The sequence below is a fragment of the Microbulbifer sp. ABF4_148 genome (assembly GCF_056158985.1).
In genome coordinates, this window is record NZ_JBSWUI010000001.1 from 4,097,316 (window position 1) to 4,119,150 (window position 21,835).

Sequence of the window (21,835 nt, forward strand, 5' to 3'; positions counted from 1 at the left end):
CCATCGGGGCACATTTCGTCGTGCCCTTTTGCTTATTTCAATAATCGTGACCGATGAACCGCTCCGATATTAATCTATCGAAGCGAGACCATCTTCCAGCGAGATCTCCGCATAGATGCCATCGATCGGCCCCTCATCCATCTCGCTATACTCATCCGCATCCAGTGGCTCGACCAGAATGCCGTCCAGGCCAATCCCAATCAGGTACTCCAGCAAACGCGGATCCCAGTAGTACTCCGCTGCAGTACCCGTGGCCTTCTCACCCTTCACCTCGTTCTCGAGCTGGTATTCCACACTCAGACGGGAGAAGCCGAGCTCATCGTCGAGGTATTCACCTTCCTTACCTTCGTAGGTCAACACCAACGGATTGCGATAGCGGGTGACCTGTGCATTGGTGAACAACAAGTTGTCCTCCGTATCCAGCCAGAACTCTCCATAAGGCGTAACCAGCTGACCGGTCACATCCCGCGGAGCCAGATCCACATTGGACAGGGACAAACTCAAACCGCCAGATTCCATGGCCAACTCGGAAAGCACCTCCGCGCTCTCCAGGCGTAGATCGCCGCTAGTGGCAATAGAACCGAAGTCAGTGAGCAGTCGGTCAATCGTTAGACGCTGGGTATTGTCCACATTGACCCCAATCCAGTCGGCTGTACCACCGTCAATACCGGTCAGGGTCATAAAGGTTTCCACATTGCCCCGGGCATCAACGTTGATGTCAATCTGCGGTCCCTGAGCCACCAGCGGACCACTGGTCGTCAGGTTGACCAGGTCCAGCTGCATGCCTTCTTCGGCAATGAAAGTTCCTTGTGGTACGGTCATCTCCCGCGCCAGCAGGAACCCGTCGATCCACAAGTACGGAGTGCCAAACAGTTCTTCAATTTCGATATCGCCCAGAGCGCGGATACGCACTTCACCGGCCTGAGCCGAGAGCAATTCCGCGTGGGCATCATTGAGAAGAATCAGGCTGATATTGCCTTCATCGGTCACTGCCGAGAACCAAGGCAAGTCCATGACGAGAGGATCCCCGATGCCTGTTGCTGCCTCGAGATAACTACGGCCACCGCTAGTACCTCGCAGGTGAACATCCGCATCACTGCGACCGGAAATGGCACCGCCAGAAACCAGATCAAATGCCGCGTCACCGCCCCAGTTACTGGTGAGCTCTGACAGGAGCATGTCACCGGTACTGCGCATTGCAACGGAACCTTCGGCCTCCAGTCGACTGCCGGCACCCATCGTCCAGCTCAGTGCATCAAAGGAAACTGCTTCTCCTACTTTCACCAATGCGTCGTCGGCAAGGTCCAGCTCACCTGCTGCCGTTACCGTAAAGTCTCCACCGGTATAGACATCGCGCAGCAGCGCTACCTGGCCACCACTTTCAATCGCCAGGTCACCGCCCACATTCAGTCGGCGGAATGCGCCGTCGCCACCAAGTGCGATGTCACTATTGCCCAGCACTTGCAGGCGCGCATCAGTGAGCATTTGCCAACGATCAGCCCGCGCAGCCAAGTCGCCATGGATGACCAACTGCTGGTTTTCGAACTGCACCACGTCTGCCACCGCGTCAACTTGCAAGCTACCGGAGACTTCAGCACGCTCCAGGAACGCGACACCAGCACCACTGTCCAGCACCGAATCACCGCCCAGTTGTACCTGAGCCAGAACCATGCCCGCTTCGGTGAGGACTTCTGCACCCGCACCAACATTCAGTTGGCTCGTTGCACCCATGGTCAAACTGGCAGCCGATGCGTCCAGAGCGCCGCCAATCGCCAGATGACGCCCGGACTCCAACTGCAGCGCACCAACGCTGGCGACCTGTGCATTACCATCAATCTCGCCGTCTCCGGAGAAGGTTGTTTGGCCACCACTTTCCAGTTGCAGATCGCCGCCGACTCGCATGGCACTGACTAACTGCCAGTTTCCGCCTGCGGTCATTTCGGCATTGCCACCGCTGACCAGCTCGAATAAGCGCTGGCTATCTCGAGTGCGAATGATGGTGTTGCCGGCAACATTCAGAGTCGCGTTATCGCCCATCGTGAAACGGTACGCATCCAGTGTGAAGTCGCCGAGAGACGACATCGTCTGGCCCGCATAAAGATCAACATCATTGGCCGCAACGATCTCTATTGAATCACCCGCGTCGACCATTTCACGCAAGGCGATTCCAGACCCGCTCGCCAGTACCAGAGTGCTGCCGCTATCCAGCTGCGCGAGGTCCATACCGGCTACGGTATCGATCTGCATGGCACCGCCGCTCTGCAGCAGGGCAGTGTCGCCCATGCTCCAGCTGTTGGCGGAAACAGACAAATCACCGCTGATCGCGAAGATCTGGGCGGCAGACTGGGAAACGTCACCACGCGAAGTGAGATTCGCATTGCCGGTAACCGCTACATCATCAGCCATAACGAGGTTGTCGCCGTCCGCGATGGTCAGGTCGGCACCGATATTGGCGGCCTCGCTAAAGGCGATATCGCCACCAGCAGTCAGAACTGCATTGCCATCCACATCCACCAGCGTGTAGCGCTGTTCGGTAGTGGTGGTGGCGTCGAAGTCGCTAGCCACTTTCAAGCTGGCACTGGTACCCATGGTGAAGCTGTCACTGGTCACAGAAAGATTGTTTCCGCTGACCAGCTGTGCGGCGTCACTCAGGGTGATGGCGTCCACTGCTTGTAAGGTAACGCTGTCGACGGCATTCATGGATTCACGCAGTGCGATCTCGGCGCCGCTGGTCAATGACAAGATGCTGCCACTATCGACTTGCGCCAGATCCATACCGGTAACGGTATCGATCTGCATGGCACCACCGCTCTGCAGCAGGGCGGTGTCGCCCATGCTCCAGCTGTTGGCGGAAGCCGTCAGGTCGTTGCCGATAGTGAACTGCTGGCCGGCAGACTGGGTAACGTCACCGCGCAGGGTGAGGTTTGTATTGCCGGTAACCGCAACGTGGTCAGTCATGGCCAGGTTGTCGCCATCGACGATGGTCAAACCGGCGCCAATGTTGGCTGCTTCGCTGAAGGCGATGTCACCACCGGCTGTCACAACTGCATTGCCATCCACATCCACCAGCGCGTAGTGCTGGCCGTTGGTTGTGGTCGCCTCGAAGTCAGCGGCCACTTGCAGGTTGGCGCCGGCACCCATGGTGAAGCTGTCACTGTCTACGGACAGATTGTTGCCAATCACTAACTGTGCAGCATCGCTCAGGATGATCGCATCAGTTGCTTGCAGAGTAATGCTGTCGACGGCATTCATGGATTCACGCAGGGCGATCTCGGCACCGCTGGTGAGAGCCAGGGTGCTACCGCTATCGGCTTGTGCCAGGTCCATACCAGCAATGGTATCGATCTGCATGGCACCGCCGCTCTGCAGCAGGGCGGTGTCGCCCATGCTCCAGCTGTTGGCGGAAGCGCTCAGATCACCGCTGATGGTGAAGGTCTCAGCTGCAGATTGGGTAACGTCACCGCGCAGGGTTAAGTTCGCATTACCTGTAACCGCAACGTGGTCGGTCATGGCCAGGTTGTCGCCATCGACGATGGTGAGGCCGGCACCGATATTGGCGGCTTCGCTGAAGGTGATATCGCCACCGGCAGTCAACACCGCATTGCCGTCCACGTCTACCAGTGCGTAGTGCTGGCCGTTGGTGGTGGTCGCATCGAAGTCACTCGCCACCTGCAGGTTGGCGCCGGCACCCATGGTGAAGCTGTCACTGGTTACAGAAAGATTGTTTCCGCTGACCAGTTGTGCGGCATCACTCAGGGTGATCGCATCGGCTGCCTGCAGGGTAATGCTGTCGACCGCATTCATGGTTTCACGCAGGGCGATCTCGGCGCCGCTGGTCAGGGCCAGGGTGCTGCCGCTATCCAACTGTGCCAGGTCCATACCGGCAACGGTATCGATCTGCATGGCACCGCCGCTCTGCAGCAGGGCGGTGTCGCCCATGCTCCAGCTGTTGGCGGAAACAGACAAATCACCGCTGATCGCGAAGATCTGGGCGGCAGACTGGGAAACGTCACCGCGCAAAGTGAGGTTCGTATGGGCAGTGCCCGCGGAGCCAACGGTAACATCACCAACTAGATTCAAGTGATTACCGTCGGTAATGCTCAGGGAGCTACCAAAATCGGCCGTTTCACTAAACTGGATATCGCCGCCTGCATTCAACTGCGCGCTATTGGTTACAGCCAACAGGGCGAAGTCGATGCCCTGCTGCGCAATCACATTCATCGCGTCACGGGTATCGACCAGGCTGCCACTACCGGCGGTGAAACTACCGACACGTGCCGAAGCTTCGCCAATACCCTGCCAGTTACCGTAAGTCAGCAATGTTGCCGCATCGGCAAGAGAGACATCGCCATCGACATTCAACATCAGGTTTGCAGCGGAAACATTTGAACCGACGGTAACGTCGTTCAGGAAGTCGATCTCACCAGCGCTAGCAATAGAAAGGTCACCCCCACTGGTAAGCAACCCAAAGGTGCTTGCAGAGGTCAATCCAAACGATGACCCAGCACCGCTGCGCAAAACACTGTTAGTGGCCGCGCCCCAGGCTAACGCTTCAACATTGAACGCACCGCTGGCGATGCTTGCTTGACCGGCAGACTGCGTAACTGCGCCGTCCAACAGCAAGGTCATGTCAGACGCGGATGCCGTGCCGACGCTCAAATCGCCAACGAGGTAAAGACCAGCGTCACCGGTCAGATGCAAATGACCACCGACATCGGTATTCGCATTGAAAGTAATATCATCGCCAGCGCGCTGGGTGAGATTTCCAGTCACCGACAGCGTTTCAAAAGCTTGCAGGCCATCAGTGTCAAGTTCAGCGTTGTTGGCTACCAGCAGCTGACTGGACACTCCCATTTGCCAACTTTGCGCAAGTAGTGCGGATGTCGCAATGCCACGGAGGTTGCGACCAATATCCAGTGCCACGCCATCACTGACAAATACATCACCAAGCGTTTCCAACCGCAGGTTATTGCCTGTATTCACGTCATTGGCAAAGGTAATATCGCTGTCACTATCCAGAATCAGGTTAGTGCTGGTCGCCAAGCGACCGAAAGTGCTGTCACTACCGCGCAGGGTGAACCGCGCAGCGCCACCTGAGGTCATCTGGCTGGCTACATTCGCTGCTATTCCGCGCGCCGTCACATCGATGGATCCGGCATCGATCAGACTGATCGCAGAAAGGGAGAAGTCACCTGCCGTATCAGCGAGGAACTGACCACTGGTATAGGCACTGCCACCCAGCGTTAGGTCGCCAACACCCGACTGCAAGTCAATCGACGTCACTTTGCTCACTGCGCTGCCGATATCGCCTTGTACTTCCAGGCCGCTGCCGGCGACCACCACCACATTACCGTCGGTCAGCAGATCGCCGGTAACCTGCAGGGTTTCACTATCAAGATTGATAACCCCTGATGCAGCAACATCAACCAGGTTCAGCGCGTCGCGCGCATCAACGTAGACATTATCAGCCTGCAGATATACCGCATCTATATCACCCAGCGTTGTATCCAGCAGGTTCAATGCGGTGAGATTGATATCGCCACCCGCGATCAAGGATTGTAGATCAAGGCTATCGACTGCAGTGAGCTGGATATCGTCTTCGCTGCGAATGAATTTGCCCGCAGCCATCGTAATGCCCTGGGCATCCGCCAGCAGCCGCGCATCGCTACCGGAAGAAGCGGTGGTATAGGCAATATCAAGATCGCCATTTAACTGCATTGCGCCGGTTGCCAGCAGATCGAGATCACCTTCAGTGGTGATATCACCCAAAGTCATGGCGCCGGCGGTCGCGTCAAAGTCACCACTGCCGATATCGAAGGTCACTGCATCGACATCGATATTGTCTGCGGAAAGTTTTGCCAGATTGGTGACGGTTACAGTTACCGCACCGCTGTCGAGGATGTCCCCCGCGGCGTAGAGATCCAGGGCAGACGCACTGATACCACCGTCAATGACCAGATTACCGCTGGCATCGATGCTGAGAACACCATTCAGGCTTGCGCCCAGGCGCGCCTCAGAAGTACCCGCGATATTCAGCCAGGCGTTGTCCGCAGTAATATCCATATCGCCACCACCGGACATACGCAGGTTCAGCGCCTGGGTATTACTACCCAGGTCATCTCCTGCGACCAGTTGAATCGCGCTGCCAGAAACAACGCTTTCGCCATCCAGGCCGAGGATATCCGCATTGCTGGTCAGGCTTGCAATGCCGCCCGCGCTCACCGCGTCAGCAATCAAATCGCCACCAACCTGGGTAAGGTACAAGTTGTTGGCTGCGCCTGCCTGGCGCAGTACGCCAGCCAGATCTACCTGGACGCGGTTGCTTACGCTACCGATATCACCCTGGGTGTTTGCCAGGTACAGGTCGTTTGCGGAAATGTTGGTACCGCTGATCGCGTCGATGGCACCGTTCACCGCCAGACGTACATCGCCATCGGTAGAAACAATACTGCCCAAGGTCAGGCCGCTAGCAGACTCCGCATAAATTTCGTCAGTAGCGGCAATGTTCAGTACGCCGGTGGTATCGATCTTGATAGGATCCACTTGCGAAACATTAAAGGTAATCAGCGAACCATTCTCGCTGGTTTCGATATCACCGGGGCCCGCTTCCAACAGCGCAATTTTTTGTGCGTCGGTAATTGTTGGGTTATCGCGATCGATAACGAACACCAGATCCGCGAGATCTTCACCCACGCTGCCACCACTGACATTAATGTCGAGGTTCGGCGCAACGATGTTGGCTTCACGATTGGTCAGCGTTGCCTGCGCATCCGCATTCAGGGCCGCCGCGTTAATACTGATATCCAGCTGGCTCTGGCTCCATTGCGCGCCCTCGACCAGGTCTGCATACCAGGAACTGGCCTCATTAATCACCAGCGCGTAGTCCGCGTCATAACTGCTGGTCAGCAGGTCGCCGTAGTCGTAACCCTCCAGGGTACCTTTCTGCTCTACGCCAATCGCATCTTCCTCATTGGCGTAAACGTCGGGTGCAGCGACCTGATCTGAGAACCAGTCTTCCAACGCGAAGTATTCTTCCTTCGCCAGTTGAGTTGCCTCAGCAACTGTTGACACGCCGTAGCGGGACATAAAGGTGTCTTCGAAGGCACCGTCGATAGTAAAGCCAGCCTCAGACGAATCGCTCAGACGCTGCTTGATCAACCAGTAAGTGTGATACTTGCTGGTAAACTGGTTTTCATAGCCAGTAACTGCGATTTCGCCGGCGTCTGCATCCTGCAGGCCGAGACGATCCCAAACAGTCTGCAGATAGGCCAGCTCTTCATCGGTCTTTTCATTCTGGCCGATGCCATTTGTAAGGCTGCCATTACCGAGGGTAATTACCACATCTTCGCTGGCGGTAATGGTATTCACCGCCAGGTCGCCGGATGCCTGGTAAATCACGATGTCGTCAGCGGCCTCCAGGGTGATTTCGTTGAGGTCTACATTGATGTAATCGTAGGACGATACGGTGCCGATGGTGCCCGCAGAACCGATGCTACCCGAATAGCTCACCAGATCGAGCGTATCGCCTTGAATGTGGATACCGTTGCCAACACCTTCCAGGCCTTTATCCACAGTACCGACGATATCGTACAGCCCTTGGAATTTTTCCAGCTGTACTGCGCCGGACTTACCGGTGATATCGAAATACAAAGACCCCTTGTTCGAATGCAGAGACACGGTATTGGTGGCGATATTCAGCGGGTCATCCAGGCTTCCCAGATCACCCTTACCGGCATATAAGCGTAGGGTTTCCGCATCAAACGCGGCACCGGTGCTAACATCCAAAACACCATTGGTATTGATGTCGGTAGTGCCCAGCGGGTTGTAAATATTGCCGTTGATACTGACGTTTGCTGCCGAATCAATATCAATACTGCCGGTACCCACACCGGTAAAGGAAATGCCGATACTGTGATCCGCTTTCACATAGGTGTGGGTTTCCATGTTGAGATAATACGGGATGTATACACTGGGATCCGTATCGGTCCAGTTGGAGCCGTAATAACTGTCGTAGCTGTAACCAATAGCCCACCAGTAACGGCTGATGCTGTCCGCATCATACTCCTGGCGAATGTAATTGGTCGCAGTGCCGTTGGTACACACATCCGGGTTGGCGGCACAAGTAGTGTAGTAGCTCGCTTCTACATTCCACTCCAGATCACCGTTTGCACCTGTGCCCTGCCACTCGCCCACGGTATTCGGATACTTGGCCAGGTATCCATCCGGGAAGTCGGTGTAAGAGCGACTGACGGAGGCGTCTTCACGGATGTAATACAACTGTCCGGCGAGCGGATTGTAGGTGGTGCTGGAGGTGGTCCCGGTACCACCAGAAGTACGAACAAACGCACCATCTTCGTAGCTTGTCGCATAGGAAGTCGTTTCGTATTCCTGAATCTGTCCACCAGGACTGTGTACATACCAGTGACTGAAGTAGTCGTTGCTGCTACCACCGTCGTTCATGTTTTTGGTGAAGTTGTAGTCGGTAATACGCACGATACCCACAGCATCGTCACCCGCATCCAGACTATTAATCACTAGTTCAGTATTGGAATCGTTGTCAATATCGATCTGGCCGAGACCGTCGCGAACCAGAATCTTCCCATCCGCTCCGGTAGAGGAAATCTTGGCATTGATCGACAGGTAGCCACCACCAGAAACCGGCACGTCGTCTACCAGCAACTGCCCGCTGGCGACGTCATAGGTGAGCATGATGCTTTCCGCACCGGTAACTTTGGATATCTGCGGATCGATATAGATATAGCGATCTTCAAATGGCGTCACATAGGCGTTCACGTAAGCCGGATTATCGACCTTCAGGGTTTGCCCCGGCTGCAGCTCGATCTGATCCCCACTGGAGAGACCTGCGAGGCTGATGTATTGCGCGATCGCAGAATCAAAACCACTACCAACACTTACCGACCAGTTGTTGTCAGTGCCAACTTCAATGGTTCCATTGATATCTACGCGGCGTGCATTGATAACTACCTTTTCGCCAACAAGGGTGCTGCCCGGTGAACCAATATCGCTTTTCACCGAATTGTAGCTCGCCGTCCGAATCAGGTTGCCCTGCTTGTCCTCTACTGGCTGGAAACGCCAGTTTCTCCCGCCACGACTATCGCTATCCTTTTTAAACTTAAGGCGAATCTGGTCGTCGCCGTCGTACTCCTGAGAGTCACTGAATCCCCAGTTAAAGAAAACACGCACGGTATCGTAGTCACCGGCGTAATAGGGATCTTCGTCGTTATCTTCAACGCCGCCGATATAGCAATCTTTGGCGGTGGCGCAGGCATAGAACCAGTTATTGAACTCATCGATTCCGGTTGCATCGATATCATCTTCATAGCGGTGGTTGATCCAGTACTGGACGAAATCATCCGCATCCTCAGGTTTCCATTTATCGACAAAATTCACCAGTGATGACGGCGCACGGCCATAGTAAACATCGCTATTACCCGCATTTACCACCAGGCTGCCATTTTCAACCGTCAGGTTGATGGTATTGGCCTCGATGGAAGCCTGCTGTAACAGGTCCCCCTCTTCGAGGGTAATATCGACCGTTGACAGCAAATTGGTGATCGCACCATCGATGATGACGTCAGAATTCAGATAATTAGTGCCGCCCGGGTTATGGACAATATGAATACCGGAGCTGACACCAGTGGTACTGCTGTCTTCCTCAGTAATATAAGCCTCATCTAAAGAGGCCCCACCAGTCACATACACGTTACCGCCGGTCTGGTTGGCAATGTAGAGGTTACCTACCAGCAGGTGCTGGTCATCGCGATTATTGATATCGATGTAGGCATCGCCACGAGCAATAAACTCAGGACGGTTATTGCTACCGCCCTGTAAATCAATGGTGTCGGCGAGCAGGCTGACATTACCCGCAGACGCGCTGATGTCCGTCACCGCAATCACGTTATTTTCCTGCTCGGACAGCGTGTCGAGAACAACGGAAAGCGCGGCAATCTCGGTTTTCAGTTCGGCAATTTCGTCGGTATACGGGTTTTCACCGGAGCTACCGGTACCGACTTCGGTGCTGGTACCGCCACTGCCGGTATCACCGGTATCTTCGTTACCGTCGGTCTTGCCACCTTCGTTGCTGGTGCCTGACTCAGTCCAGGCCTCGTACTCATCTACCAGCGCCTGTAATTCATCGATATAGGCCTGCAAGCTGGCGCGCGAGGAATACTTTCCGCTTAATTGGCCTGCACTACCGTAGCCGGCCAGGTCAGAAGTGATATTGCCCGAGTCATCCACATCCACCCACTGATAGGCATTCTGACCCGCAACCACAGAGCCAGAACCTTCAAACACCAGCGAGTTATCGCTGCTGGTGTCGTTTGAGCCGAAAGTGGTTTCTGTGGAGAAGAGTTCCAAATAGGGGTTGCGCTCAACACCATCGGCATTGGCATAGAGAGAGCCCTCATTGGCTTCCACGGTAACGTGGCTGTCACTACCCAAATCAATGTCATCGCCGAAGATTACGGTGTTGGTGACATTAATATCGGCGTCGGCATCGTTGCCCGCCGGAATCGGGACCGCAGTCCAGTTATACACATTGGTGCGCGCATCAGCGACCAACTGGTTTTCATACAGGTAGCTGGAACCACGGCCGGCATAGATACCGATATTGTCGAGGGCGTTGATGAAAACGTCCTGACCGATATCCACCGTGTTGGTAACGTTGACGTTCACATCGGATACACCACCAGCCACACCCGCAACTGCCCACACGCTGGTCTCCGCCTGCGCCGTTGCAGAACCGGTGGTGTAGGTACCGATACCAATTTCACCAATCGGGTTGAACAGCACCACACCATCACCAATGGTGACGGTGTTTTTGGTGGTCGCATCCACGTCGGATTCGGAGCCTGCCCCCTGCAGGGCGCCCCCCACTTTCAACACCGCGGCATCATAGACATAGAATCGGGTATGGGCGTCAATCGAAATACCATGTTCATAGCTGCTGTCCAGCCATGCCAGATCACTGATTGCCAGTACCGCGTTATTGCCAATAGTTACTGCCGCTTCGACACCGGTAAGATCCTGGTTCGACAGCCCTGCGGAACCGTTGGCAGCGCCACCGGCACCGGCATTAATACTGGTTGAGAAGCCCGACTCCGCCGGATCCTGAATTTGTAACGCGCTATTGTCAGCTTCGATTTCAATTTGCAGCGCTTCAAAGCTAACGTTGTTGCCCAGAGTGACTTCGACATCATTGTCGATGTCCGAGTTGGATACTGCACCCGAGCCGCCCACGACAGAGACAGTGGTGGAATCGGTACCAGCGAAGAACTGGCTTTCGTGCGCAGCCGACAGCCTCACCTCTCCTCCAAGTACCGGCACCGCCGAATAACCAGAAGCCCAGTCTGCGATGTCAACACTCGCTGACTTGTTGGAGTTCGAGTTGTTATAGCTGTTCGCGTTGGAAACCGCCGCGGAACCCGCGTAGTAACCGCCACCGCCAGCGGTGGTGAAGCTCTGGTTTTCGTCGTAGTTGTAGGCGTCGAGGATAAAGTCGCCGGTGCGTAACACCGCGTTGGAGATCGGGTTGTTGCCGTACTCTACGCGCGCGGAGGTACTGGACTCTGCGGCAGACCAGTTAAAGCCACCGGCAAACAGACCAACGAAGTAGCCATCCGCATCCGCGTACTGCACCGCGGTATTACGCGCATAAACGCCGAAGTCATTGTCCGGGATACGCACGCCGTCGCCCACTTTGGCAACCGCTTGCGAGCTGTTTTCTGCGAGTGCTTCCGAACCGGCCACGCCGGCCAGTAGGCCGCCGGATGCGGCAAATGCATTGGCATCGGCGCTGACATAATCGTCATTGGAACCATCACCGGTTTCCGCGCGGATATTTACATCCGCATTGCCAGTGAAGTAGGTACCGTCTCCAGCCTCAGCGACCGCCTTGGTATCCGCGATGGCATAGGAGAAGGAACCACCCATGGCGCCACCGGCAGCAACAGTGACACCGTAGGCACGGGAGAAGACTTCCGGGGTCGCCTGGGCATCGATATTGACCACAGCGTCGGCATCAATGGTGCCGTGCACAGTGGCATTAACATTGGATTTGTCGCGGGCATCGGTCACCACGCCCTGAACACCGGCGAGCAGACCACCGGCCAGCGCGAAGGCACTGGTTTTCACCAGACCCGCGGAGTAGGCCTCCAGCTCGACGGTGCTGTAACCGCTGATGGCCTTGCCGGTTTCACCCAGCCAGGCATCCACGTCACTGTTCTTTTCCGCAAAGCCAATAGAAGCACCAATGGCGCCAGCGCCGATAGTGACACTCAGGGATCCTTCCGTCGGGTCGGACGGTTTGCCGGCATCCAGATCGCCCACGCGCAGTTCCGTGGTATCGCGGGCCGATACCGAAATATCACCACCGTCATCACCGGTCGCAGAAGACACTCCGGCTACGGTGCGCAGTTCACTGCGTACATCGTTGTAGTTCACGGTAATACCGGTACCGCCGCCACTGACCACCCAGGACTTCATTTCGCCTGCGGCGTCATCGTCGGATACGTCCATCACCTGTGCGTCGACGGTCACGTTGGTAGCGGTGAGATCGGTATCCACAGTGGCAATGGTCATGTCATACAGACGGGTGACACCCACAGCTCCAGAGATGGCACCACTGCCCAGGGAAACTGCACCCAGGCCCTGATACGTGAACAGCAGGGTCTGAGCGTCGACATCCAGCGTATCCACATCGATGTCACCGCCTGAAATACGCGCGGCCACCACACTCTCGCCGCCGATCTTCAGCGAATTACCGGATTCGGTCGTGGTGCTGGTGCTCGGCGCAGTAGACGCCTCGATGGTTGAGCCGCTCTCTTCCTCGATCGCGGCAATGTCATCAGTGGACAGGTGCGGGTTATAACCCGCAGTGTCTTCCGCCAGCACATTGTTGGCAGTCTGACGGGACGGATCGAATTCATCTTCAGCATTGGTGCCGTCTTCGGTGGTGGTATCCCCCTGGCCAAACAGTGCGACACCAATACTTACTGCAGCACCCACATTGGTGGAGGCACCGCCGGCCATAGAAATCATCCACGCCTCGCGCTGCGCGGTGGCATCAATATCCAGCAGAGTGGCATCGACATCGGAACCGACCACTTCGGAATATACCTGACTGCGACCGAGCACCACGTTGGCCACTGCACCTACACCGACACTGCTACCAGCACCAATGCCCAGAGTTTCCTGGTCGACATCGAGAATGTCCTGCGCATTGACAGTGACAGTGGTGGCATCGGAGGTGCCGTCCTTACCAATAATCTGGGTGGTAAAGTAATCGTCGGCAGTATTCGAGCTGGTACCGTTGTCGTGCAGCAGCCCATGCACACCGGCACGGGTTTCGCCTTTGAACTCGGTGACGTTGATCATCGCCGCAACACCGAAGCCGGTGCTGAGGCCGGCACCGAGGGAGTAGCTGTTCACACTCTCCAGGCGGTCGGCATCGACGGTTACGTTATCTGCCTTGATCAGGGTGGTGTCGTCATCAGCGGAGTCATCCAGATCGTTGCCGATCAGTGCCGTGCTGTCGCCGCCCACCAGGTTAACCGCAAGACCAAAACCGACGCCCACGGTGGTACCAATACCCGCAGAACCGGCCGCGGAATTCACATCCTGACGACGTTCCGCGTTGACCACCACATCAGAGGCGGTAATGGTGCTGTCGTGCAGCCATGCCTTGGTGCCGCCCATCATTTTGTTGATGGTTACAGAGGCCGCACCGCCGAGACCACTCTCGGCGCCCACGCCCGCAGCAATACCGGCGGAAACCGCCTGCGCAAGCTGGGTGGAATTTGCCTCCAGTACCAGCTCATCCGCATCGATCGTGCTGTTATCGATCTCTGCGTTGGCTTCTTTACCCATATGGTTGGTAGAGAAACCACCAATGCCAGAGCCACCGCCAGAAATCGCTACACCGGCAGATACTCCGAGCCCGTAGTCATGGCTGGAGCCACGCACGACAACGTCCGCAGTATCCGTGCCGGATACACCACTATTGATGGTGGAGTTCTTAATGTAAGCGTCCGTACTGGACTCGAACACATTGGTGGCGACGTTCGCGGTAATCGCTATATTCTTACTGCCGGAGCCACCGACGGTGATCGCCTGCTGTTTAACAAAACTAGTGGCGTTGACTGCGACACCGGTAACCGCTTCATTGCCTTCGCTCAAATTCTGCGAGCCAAATGCGGTGGTGAGATCATCCATCGATACGTCGGAATTACCGACTGCGTTGGAGTTGCCATCAGAGTCTTCGTCAGTGGCAGAAAGATCCGGCAATGCCGTCATGCCGGTGAGCTCACCGTCAAGTATATTAAAGGCGCCGCCAAGGCCCAGGGCCTTAACCGTTGCATCTTCGATATAGGCCTGGGTCTTGCCGTATTCAGCCGCGGTGGAAATGGCAATTGCACCCGCGCCGCCATTCAAACCAACGCCAACTGCACCACTACCCACCAGATTTTCGGTATGCGCCTGCGCTTCAACCCCAACGTTGCCGTAGGCATCGATGTCGGCCTTATCTGCGATACGCGCCGTCACATTGCCGTCGACAACACCGGTACCAATCGACGGGGCTACCGATATCTGATTCGATGCGGCAACGCCCGCATCGATGGTGAGCAACCAATTATCGCGTAGGGCATCGACGTAAACATGTTTTGCTGCGAGTACCGTGCTGGTATCGCTGCTATCGTCACCAAGAATTTCTGCAGTTACATCGGAATCCACACGGTTTACCGCCAGAGCGATGCCGCCTGCAGAACCGCTGGAAGAACCTGCACCCATCCAGGCGGTGGAAACACTGTCGGTGTAATCGGTGGACTGCACGCGAATGGTGCCGCCGCTATTGGTCGCGGAGCCGTCGGAGTTTTCCCCGACATTCTTGATCCCCGCCTGTACCGTCTGGTCGACATCGGTAACACCGATGGCACCGGCGAATGCGAGGCCGGAACCTCCGGTAGAGGCACCAACCCCAATGGCGTTACCTACCAGCAGGTTTTCATCGCCGTCGGAACCGCTGGACGCCTTCACGGTAATATCATCGGAAACTTCCAGATCAACATTACCGATGCGCGCACGGGTTTCGTGCCCGCTATCGCCCACCAGATTCAGGGCAACTGCCAGGCCGACAGCCGCACCACTACCGGTGGAAACACCCACTGCACCCGCAACATTAATTGCGTCCATATCGTTTTGTGCGGTGACTGCCACATCTTCGGCGTGAATAAGGCCCGCTTTACTACCGTTCCAATCGCCGATTTCGGCTTTCACAGTGTTATTGAGGCTGTTGACCGCAACCGAACCAATACCTGAGTACTTGCCGGTGGCCACACCAACACCGATGGAAACGGTGTATAGCAGAGCTTCGTCACGGGCACTTACATCGACACTGCTGGCGGCCGTATCGGACTCATTGATATTGGCGTTGCGAATTTGCGCAGTTTTTTCCGTACTCACATCCGCGTGGGCATAGGAAATCCCCAGGTTGCTCTTGCCAACCTGCACCACACCGGCAACCGCAATAATGCGCTCGCCTTCGGTGCCATAGTTATAGGCGGAGCCGGTGCCGTCATCACTGGTGTGCACTTCCGTGTTATCGAAGGCACTTGCGCCAGAGAAGTCGTAATCGTCATTGACGCTGCTGGAACCCAGCCCATCGAGGATACTGTCAAGGCTGCCGCTCTTGCTGCCCGCTACGTTAACGGAAATGGTATCCGCGCTGGTGATATCCACATTTTCCAGCAATGCTTTGCTATCGCTGCGGATAGAGCCAATGGCAAAGCTACCCATAAAGCCAAAGGCGTTTTCGGCGTTATCGTTGTAGCCAACACCCGCTGCACCGATGCCAATACGCTGCAAGCCACGCGCGCTGATATCGATATTCTGGAAACCATTGAATTCGCTATTGGTGCCGGAATAGTCAGTGACAACGGCTTCTACCGCTTTGCCGCTGTATACGTCTTCGTTGTACGCGCTGCTCCAGATATTGTTGCCATCCGGATTACTATCGCCGACCAGATCTGCTGGATCATCAATATCGGCATAGGTAATCGCCAGACCAAAACCCTGCTGCCCTCCGGCGTAAAGCGTACCGCCACCCACACCGACATCGGTATTGTTGTAGGCGGTGACCTCCAGATTTTCATCACCACCCTCGCTGGAACTGATTGATGAGCCTTCAACCCGTGCCGAGGTGCCGTCACGCACCATAGCGCCAGACACCGATAAGCCCGCAGAGGTGGACTTCCCGCCCTCGGAAGGCTTGTCGATCGCGAGCGCCAAACCAATGGAGGTCAGATCGCCACCATGCAGCGCCTGTACCGCGACATCACCAGCGTCTTCCACCGTGGAATCCACCAGCCATGCCAAGGCATCATTGAAGGTAATCTGATAGGCAATCGCACCCGCCATTGCCTTGCTGTTTGGAGTAGAAGGTGACTGCGACAGGTTGACCGCAGCCGAGCCGGAAGCAGAAGCAGACACGATTTTTTCAAGCGCCTGGATGTCGAGATTCACTTCATCGCCAACACCATCGTGCGCACGTATATTGGCACCATCAACGATGGATTTGGCATCCAGGTTGGTAACAGAAACTGTCACGCTACCCGCGCCGGCAAAGCTGGTCGCATCAGCGTCCACTTCAGCCACGCTATCGCTGCTGTCGGAAGAACTGCCGTTCGAAGCATCACTGGATGCCTGATTAATCGAGCTTTTGCTACTACTGCTGCTACTGCTGGCGTCGCTATGTTTGCCGGACAGTTTGCTGGAAATTTTACTGGCCAGACCACCAGTCTTGCTATCCAACCAACCCTTCAGTTTGGTGGACATACCCGGCTCATCGGTGTGCTCCTGCAACAGCGCACCGGCCGCGGCGAGGCTGCCATTGGTACCAGAAGATTTACTCCGCACATCGACATTGCGCGCAACAATGGCGCGTTCGGTAGGTGCCGGTGCCGACGGTGCGTCTGGTGCAGGCTGGGAATCGTTTTTGAACGAAACCTTTTCTTCTTCTTCAGAGTTATCGCCAATGAACGCCTTGGTGTCACCCTGGGTAATGTTGACGGCAATGGCCACTCCCACGGCGCTCTCACCGGTCGTCCAGTTAACCGCGCCGCCCGCCGCCCAGTTACCCATCTGATGATCGGCAACGATCACCAAATCATCGGCCGTGACAAACGCACGATTGCTCAGGGAGGCATGCGTCAATGCTTCGGAATTCAGTACGGAGATCGCGCCATTAAAACCGGTACCAGCACCCCACCCTGAAGATGGGGTAACAACAAAGTGTCGCTCGTCGGTTTCTGCGGTGATGGATATATCGCCGGCAGCAGTAACCGTCGACTCACCGATGCCCGCCACTGCATCCGCATTTTGCTGTACGAATACGATAGACCCACCAACGGATTTTCCTTCCTGGTTGGTTCCGTTCGCGTTCGGAATCAGGCCAAGGCTACCGATATTACCTGCGACGTTCGCGCTCTCAATCAAATTGAACGCGCGAACAGATACTGACTCATCAAAGTCAAAGGTATAAGTTACCGTCTCAAAAGGCTCGAAATCGTTGAGGATGCCCGGCGTACCGCTAGTGCTTTCGACAGTGCGATCTGCGCTCCAGCTGCCAGTGCCCGAAGTAATCACTGTCGCGTTGTCGCCGATCCAGGCTTTGGTGTCGATATCATTCCACACCACATTAACGGTGCCGCCGTAGGCTTCCTTATCCGCACTCGCACCAGAGTTGGCGAAGGTTGTCAGAATATTACTTTCCAGCCCACCAGTGCTGCTGAACTTATTCTTGATATCGGACATGGTGTCCCACCGATCGTAGGTGGAAACGATCGGCATTTTCTGCTCTGCAACTACGCCAAGATTTTGCGCATTAATGGTGACATAGTCACCAACCTCAGCGACGGCCTCGCCTTCGTTGATGGCAAAATTGAAAGCGAGCGCAGCACTTTTCTCCGCATTTGCGACCACATTGCCGCGCTTCTTCGGAGAGGAAATACTCGCCTGCGCAGTCGTGCGGTAGCCGCCCTGGTCTCCACCCACTGCACCGCGACCATCGCCGCCAATGATTGCGTCATTGTCAGTACCGAGGTCCGTGCCCGCAGCAACCAGTACGTTACCACTCGCATCAATACTTGGCGCTTCGTCCGCGCCAGAAACATTGTTCCCCAGATAGGCGTACGCTTCGTGATCCGACAGATTAAGCGAGAGCGCCAGGCCTCCCTTCCACTCAACCTCACCGGGCTTGCCCGAGTCTTCCGGCGCTTCAGTACTATCAGGCAGATATTGCGTCAGTAGGTTCGACGCGCCGCTCTGTACTTTGTTGGCACCTTTGATCAGTTTGGAGCCGAACATGCGCAGGAGCTTTCCTGCACCGATCTTCACTCCAGAGTGCACGCGCTGCTCTACGGTGCGATCCAGGGCAGTAACGGTTACGTTGCCCACCTGATCGCCTGCACTGCCGATATCAGCCCCGAGCTCCGCGGTTGCGTTCGTATCAAAGTCACCTACGGCAACCGCAATGCCGTAGCGAGTACCCGTCAAGCCGTAAACACTGGCGGAGGTATAAAATCGATTCAGGTTCTCTGCGGAGAGCACCAGATTCTCTGCATCCAGATCTGCGCCGTTTTCGATACGCGCGATCGCATTAACGTCGCCTTCGCCCACGGACGCCGCAACAACGGCCTTGTTTGAATTCTGGGCCTGAATCACAAAGGCCGAGGCGGCCACATACGCCTCATTATGCGCTGTGACGCTAAGATCCTGGCCGGCATGAACCACAGCGCCAGACTGGATCTCTGTAGTGCTGCTCGCATCGGAATGGCTGTAGATCCCTGCCATACCTACACCAGCCGGCGCCCCCCCAACCATGGCCGCCAGAGATTCACTCATGGCGTGGGATTCAGAAGCCAGCGTGATGTCATCGGTCGCGTTGAGATCTGCGGTCGCAGTTACGGTGACGGTGGCATCCGCCAACGCTTCCATGTAGTTGAACTCGACGCCCAGCAGCTGCGCCACAGACTTGACCCCGAGAGTCGTTCCCAGCTCCGCATACATAGAGCTGATGGCAATGCTTTCGGCTTTGGCCGTAATATTCGCCGCATCAATTTCTCCCGAAAGGGTGATGCTGGTGCTTGCGCTAGCGGTGCCATAGCCAACTTCACTTTTCTCACGTGCCGTAATGGTGACGTCACCATCGGCAGCCACACCGGTGGCATCCAGGTGGCTGCCTTCTTCCAGGGTTATCTTCCGGCCATCGATGGTGATATCACCGCCGCCAGTGGAGAGGCTGCCGGAAACTTTGATGGTGTCTCCATCCAGTTCTATATTGGCCGCCGTAATATCGGTCGCTGACGCAATCGTGATGGTATCGGCAATCAATGCCAGATCACCGCCATACACCAGCGATTTGGTCCAGGTCAGATCATCGGAGTCCAATGTGAGCTTGGCGGCATTGAGGCCACTGAGGTCGAGGCTGTCATCAATAGACGAGCGCAGCAGGATTTCACCTGTGGCATTAAGGGTGCCACTGGTATCGAAGGTATCCACTGCCAGCGCAATATTATCCGCTGTTACCGACGTATCGGTGGTCAGCGTCAGCGTGCCTGCCGAAAAGCTGATGTCGGAGCCGACGAAGTCAAAGTCCCCGCTGTCTACCCAGATAATATCTTCCGCGGCGGCACCGGTAACCGCGCTATCTGAAGCATTATCGGAAAGTACAATCGCCGCATCGGTAACCACTGCCAGTTCTGAGAAACTGAGATTTCCCAGATCCGCATAGCGCGCACTTTGCTCTAACGTAATGGAGCCCAGTGTTGCCGCATCGCTGTCGCCAGCATCGGCAATGACGCTGCCACTGATTTGTGTATCGGCAGAATTCAACGAGATATTCTCTGCGGTTACAGTAGTGCCACTGGTCACCGAGATCGCGCCGGCGGAGAGCTTCAGTTCACCATCGAAGTCAACGGCACCAATCAACTTGAAGTCATCCGCTCCGGCTGCCGCGTATTCGCTGTCAGTGGCCGCGGCAGCAAAGACCATGTTGTTTGTGGTAGCCAGCGAGAGTACATCAGCACTGATCTGGGAAAAGTCAAACTCGAGGGTGCTTCCGCTCAGGGTGATTTCGCCACTGGCCGTCAACTGATCTCCCACCGTGAGCCCATCGACAGCGGTCAGCAGAATCTCCTCTGCGGAGAGCGATAAACCGGATGTGGTCTCGAGGTTTTGCGCTTCCAGTTCCAGCGCAAAGTCCAGATCAATCAACCCGGTAGATTCCTCCCAAACGAGATCGGTGCTACTGCTTGAGACAGAGCTTGCATCGCTGGTGAGGTAAAAATCGTTTGCGGTGACGACTTTGACACGGGTTGCAGAGATATTACCCAGGTCATTGTAGTCGGCATCACCATCCAGCAGCACCTGCCCTTTACTGTCCGCAGCCGCCGCATCCGCCGTGAGACTGCCGCTAACCTGGATTTCACTCGCATGCAAAGCGACGTCTGAGCCAGAAACGGAGTTGCCTGCTGTCACCTGGATCGAACCGGCTGTGATATCCAGCGTATCGTAGGCATCCAGCTGACCGACAACGAGCATGTCATCAGCGCCAGCAGAGCTCACCGCCGCGTCGTCGATGGTCGCCGCCAGAATCAGGGCGTCAGTACCGCCATCCACATTAAATTGCGGCGCATCAACGTCAATGGTACCGACCACGACCGCATTTTCGTCGTCTTCAGTACCGATGCTACCCAATGCAGTCAGGTTACCGGTCACCGTAACAGCTTGATCCGCACCAATGCTGATATCACTGGCCAGTACTTCGCCGGCCAACGAAACCGTATCACCGAGGAACATTGCCGTGGTCGCAGCCTCGGAAGCGACAGTATCGTCCCGCGCATCGATAGTCGCGCCACTCTCGACCGCAACACCCACCGCACTAATAGTAATGCCGCCATCGGCCAGCAAATCACCACCAATGGTTGCGCCTCCCTCGGCAACGATTGCAATCGTGCCACCCTCGACCTGCAGCGCAGTGGGCGCGCTATAGTCGCCCACATTCACCATCGCCGTATCGACATAGATAGCCTGTACGGCGTTACCAGCCGTCAACACCGCGCCAGCGCTGACATCAACTTGATTGGCATAGATGTCGATACCACTGGCGGTATTGATCTTACCTTCGATCGTGACCAGGCCACTGGTAGAGATACTGTAACTGTCGTTAGAAAGGGCAGTGATTCCCTCGTCAGAAAATGCCGGGGTAGCGGTATCCAACCAACTGTCGATATCTCCCTGCGAAGGCGTCCGCACCGACAGCTGGCCGACATTGATGATGCCCGAGGGACCGACCAGAAAACCGTAAGAGCTGGCAAACAATACATTGCCGCCCAGCGTCCCATCCTGATAGCTGTTCAGCACACCGTGAACTTCAGGACGGCTGTTGCGGACAATGTTCACGAGCTGATCAATATCGCTATCCAGCTCGAGGTTAACCGTATTGAAATCGCCTACAACGAAGTCATTGAATACATTGACGCCGATAGAACCTTTCTTGTACTTGCTCGTAATTCTCTCGACATTCCCACCAAGATCTTCAACCTCGGTAAAAGCGTCTACCGCATCGATATTATGTGTTGCCGCCAATAGATTGGCTGCACCAGTTGACAACAAAGTGCCCAGTGCGAGTTGTTTACCCAAGTGCTTTTGCACTAACGCATTGGGCTCACTCTCGACGGCTCTGGAGGCGTTGCGGATGGCACGGGCAAGCATATGGTGGCGGAACGGCTTCATTCTCTCGGTCCTTGAAGACAGC

At 55.8% G+C, this 21,835-nt stretch carries 1 protein-coding gene; it reads right to left on the reverse strand.

Features of this window, described 5'->3' with window-relative positions:
- Positions 1-69: 69 nt before the first annotated feature.
- Positions 70-21,813 carry a leukotoxin LktA family filamentous adhesin gene (locus ACXAD0_RS18070; protein ID WP_475090159.1) on the reverse strand — a complete coding sequence of 7,248 codons (21,744 nt, stop codon included), beginning with the start codon at positions 21,811-21,813 and terminating at the stop codon, positions 70-72.
- Between the last annotated feature and the right edge of the window lie 22 nt (positions 21,814-21,835).

Bases quoted from the DNA above. Each gene is read 5' to 3' on its own strand.
- ACXAD0_RS18070 (WP_475090159.1), bottom strand. From the start codon at position 21,813: ATGAAGCCGTTCCGCCACCATATGCTTGCCCGTGCCATCCGCAACGCC.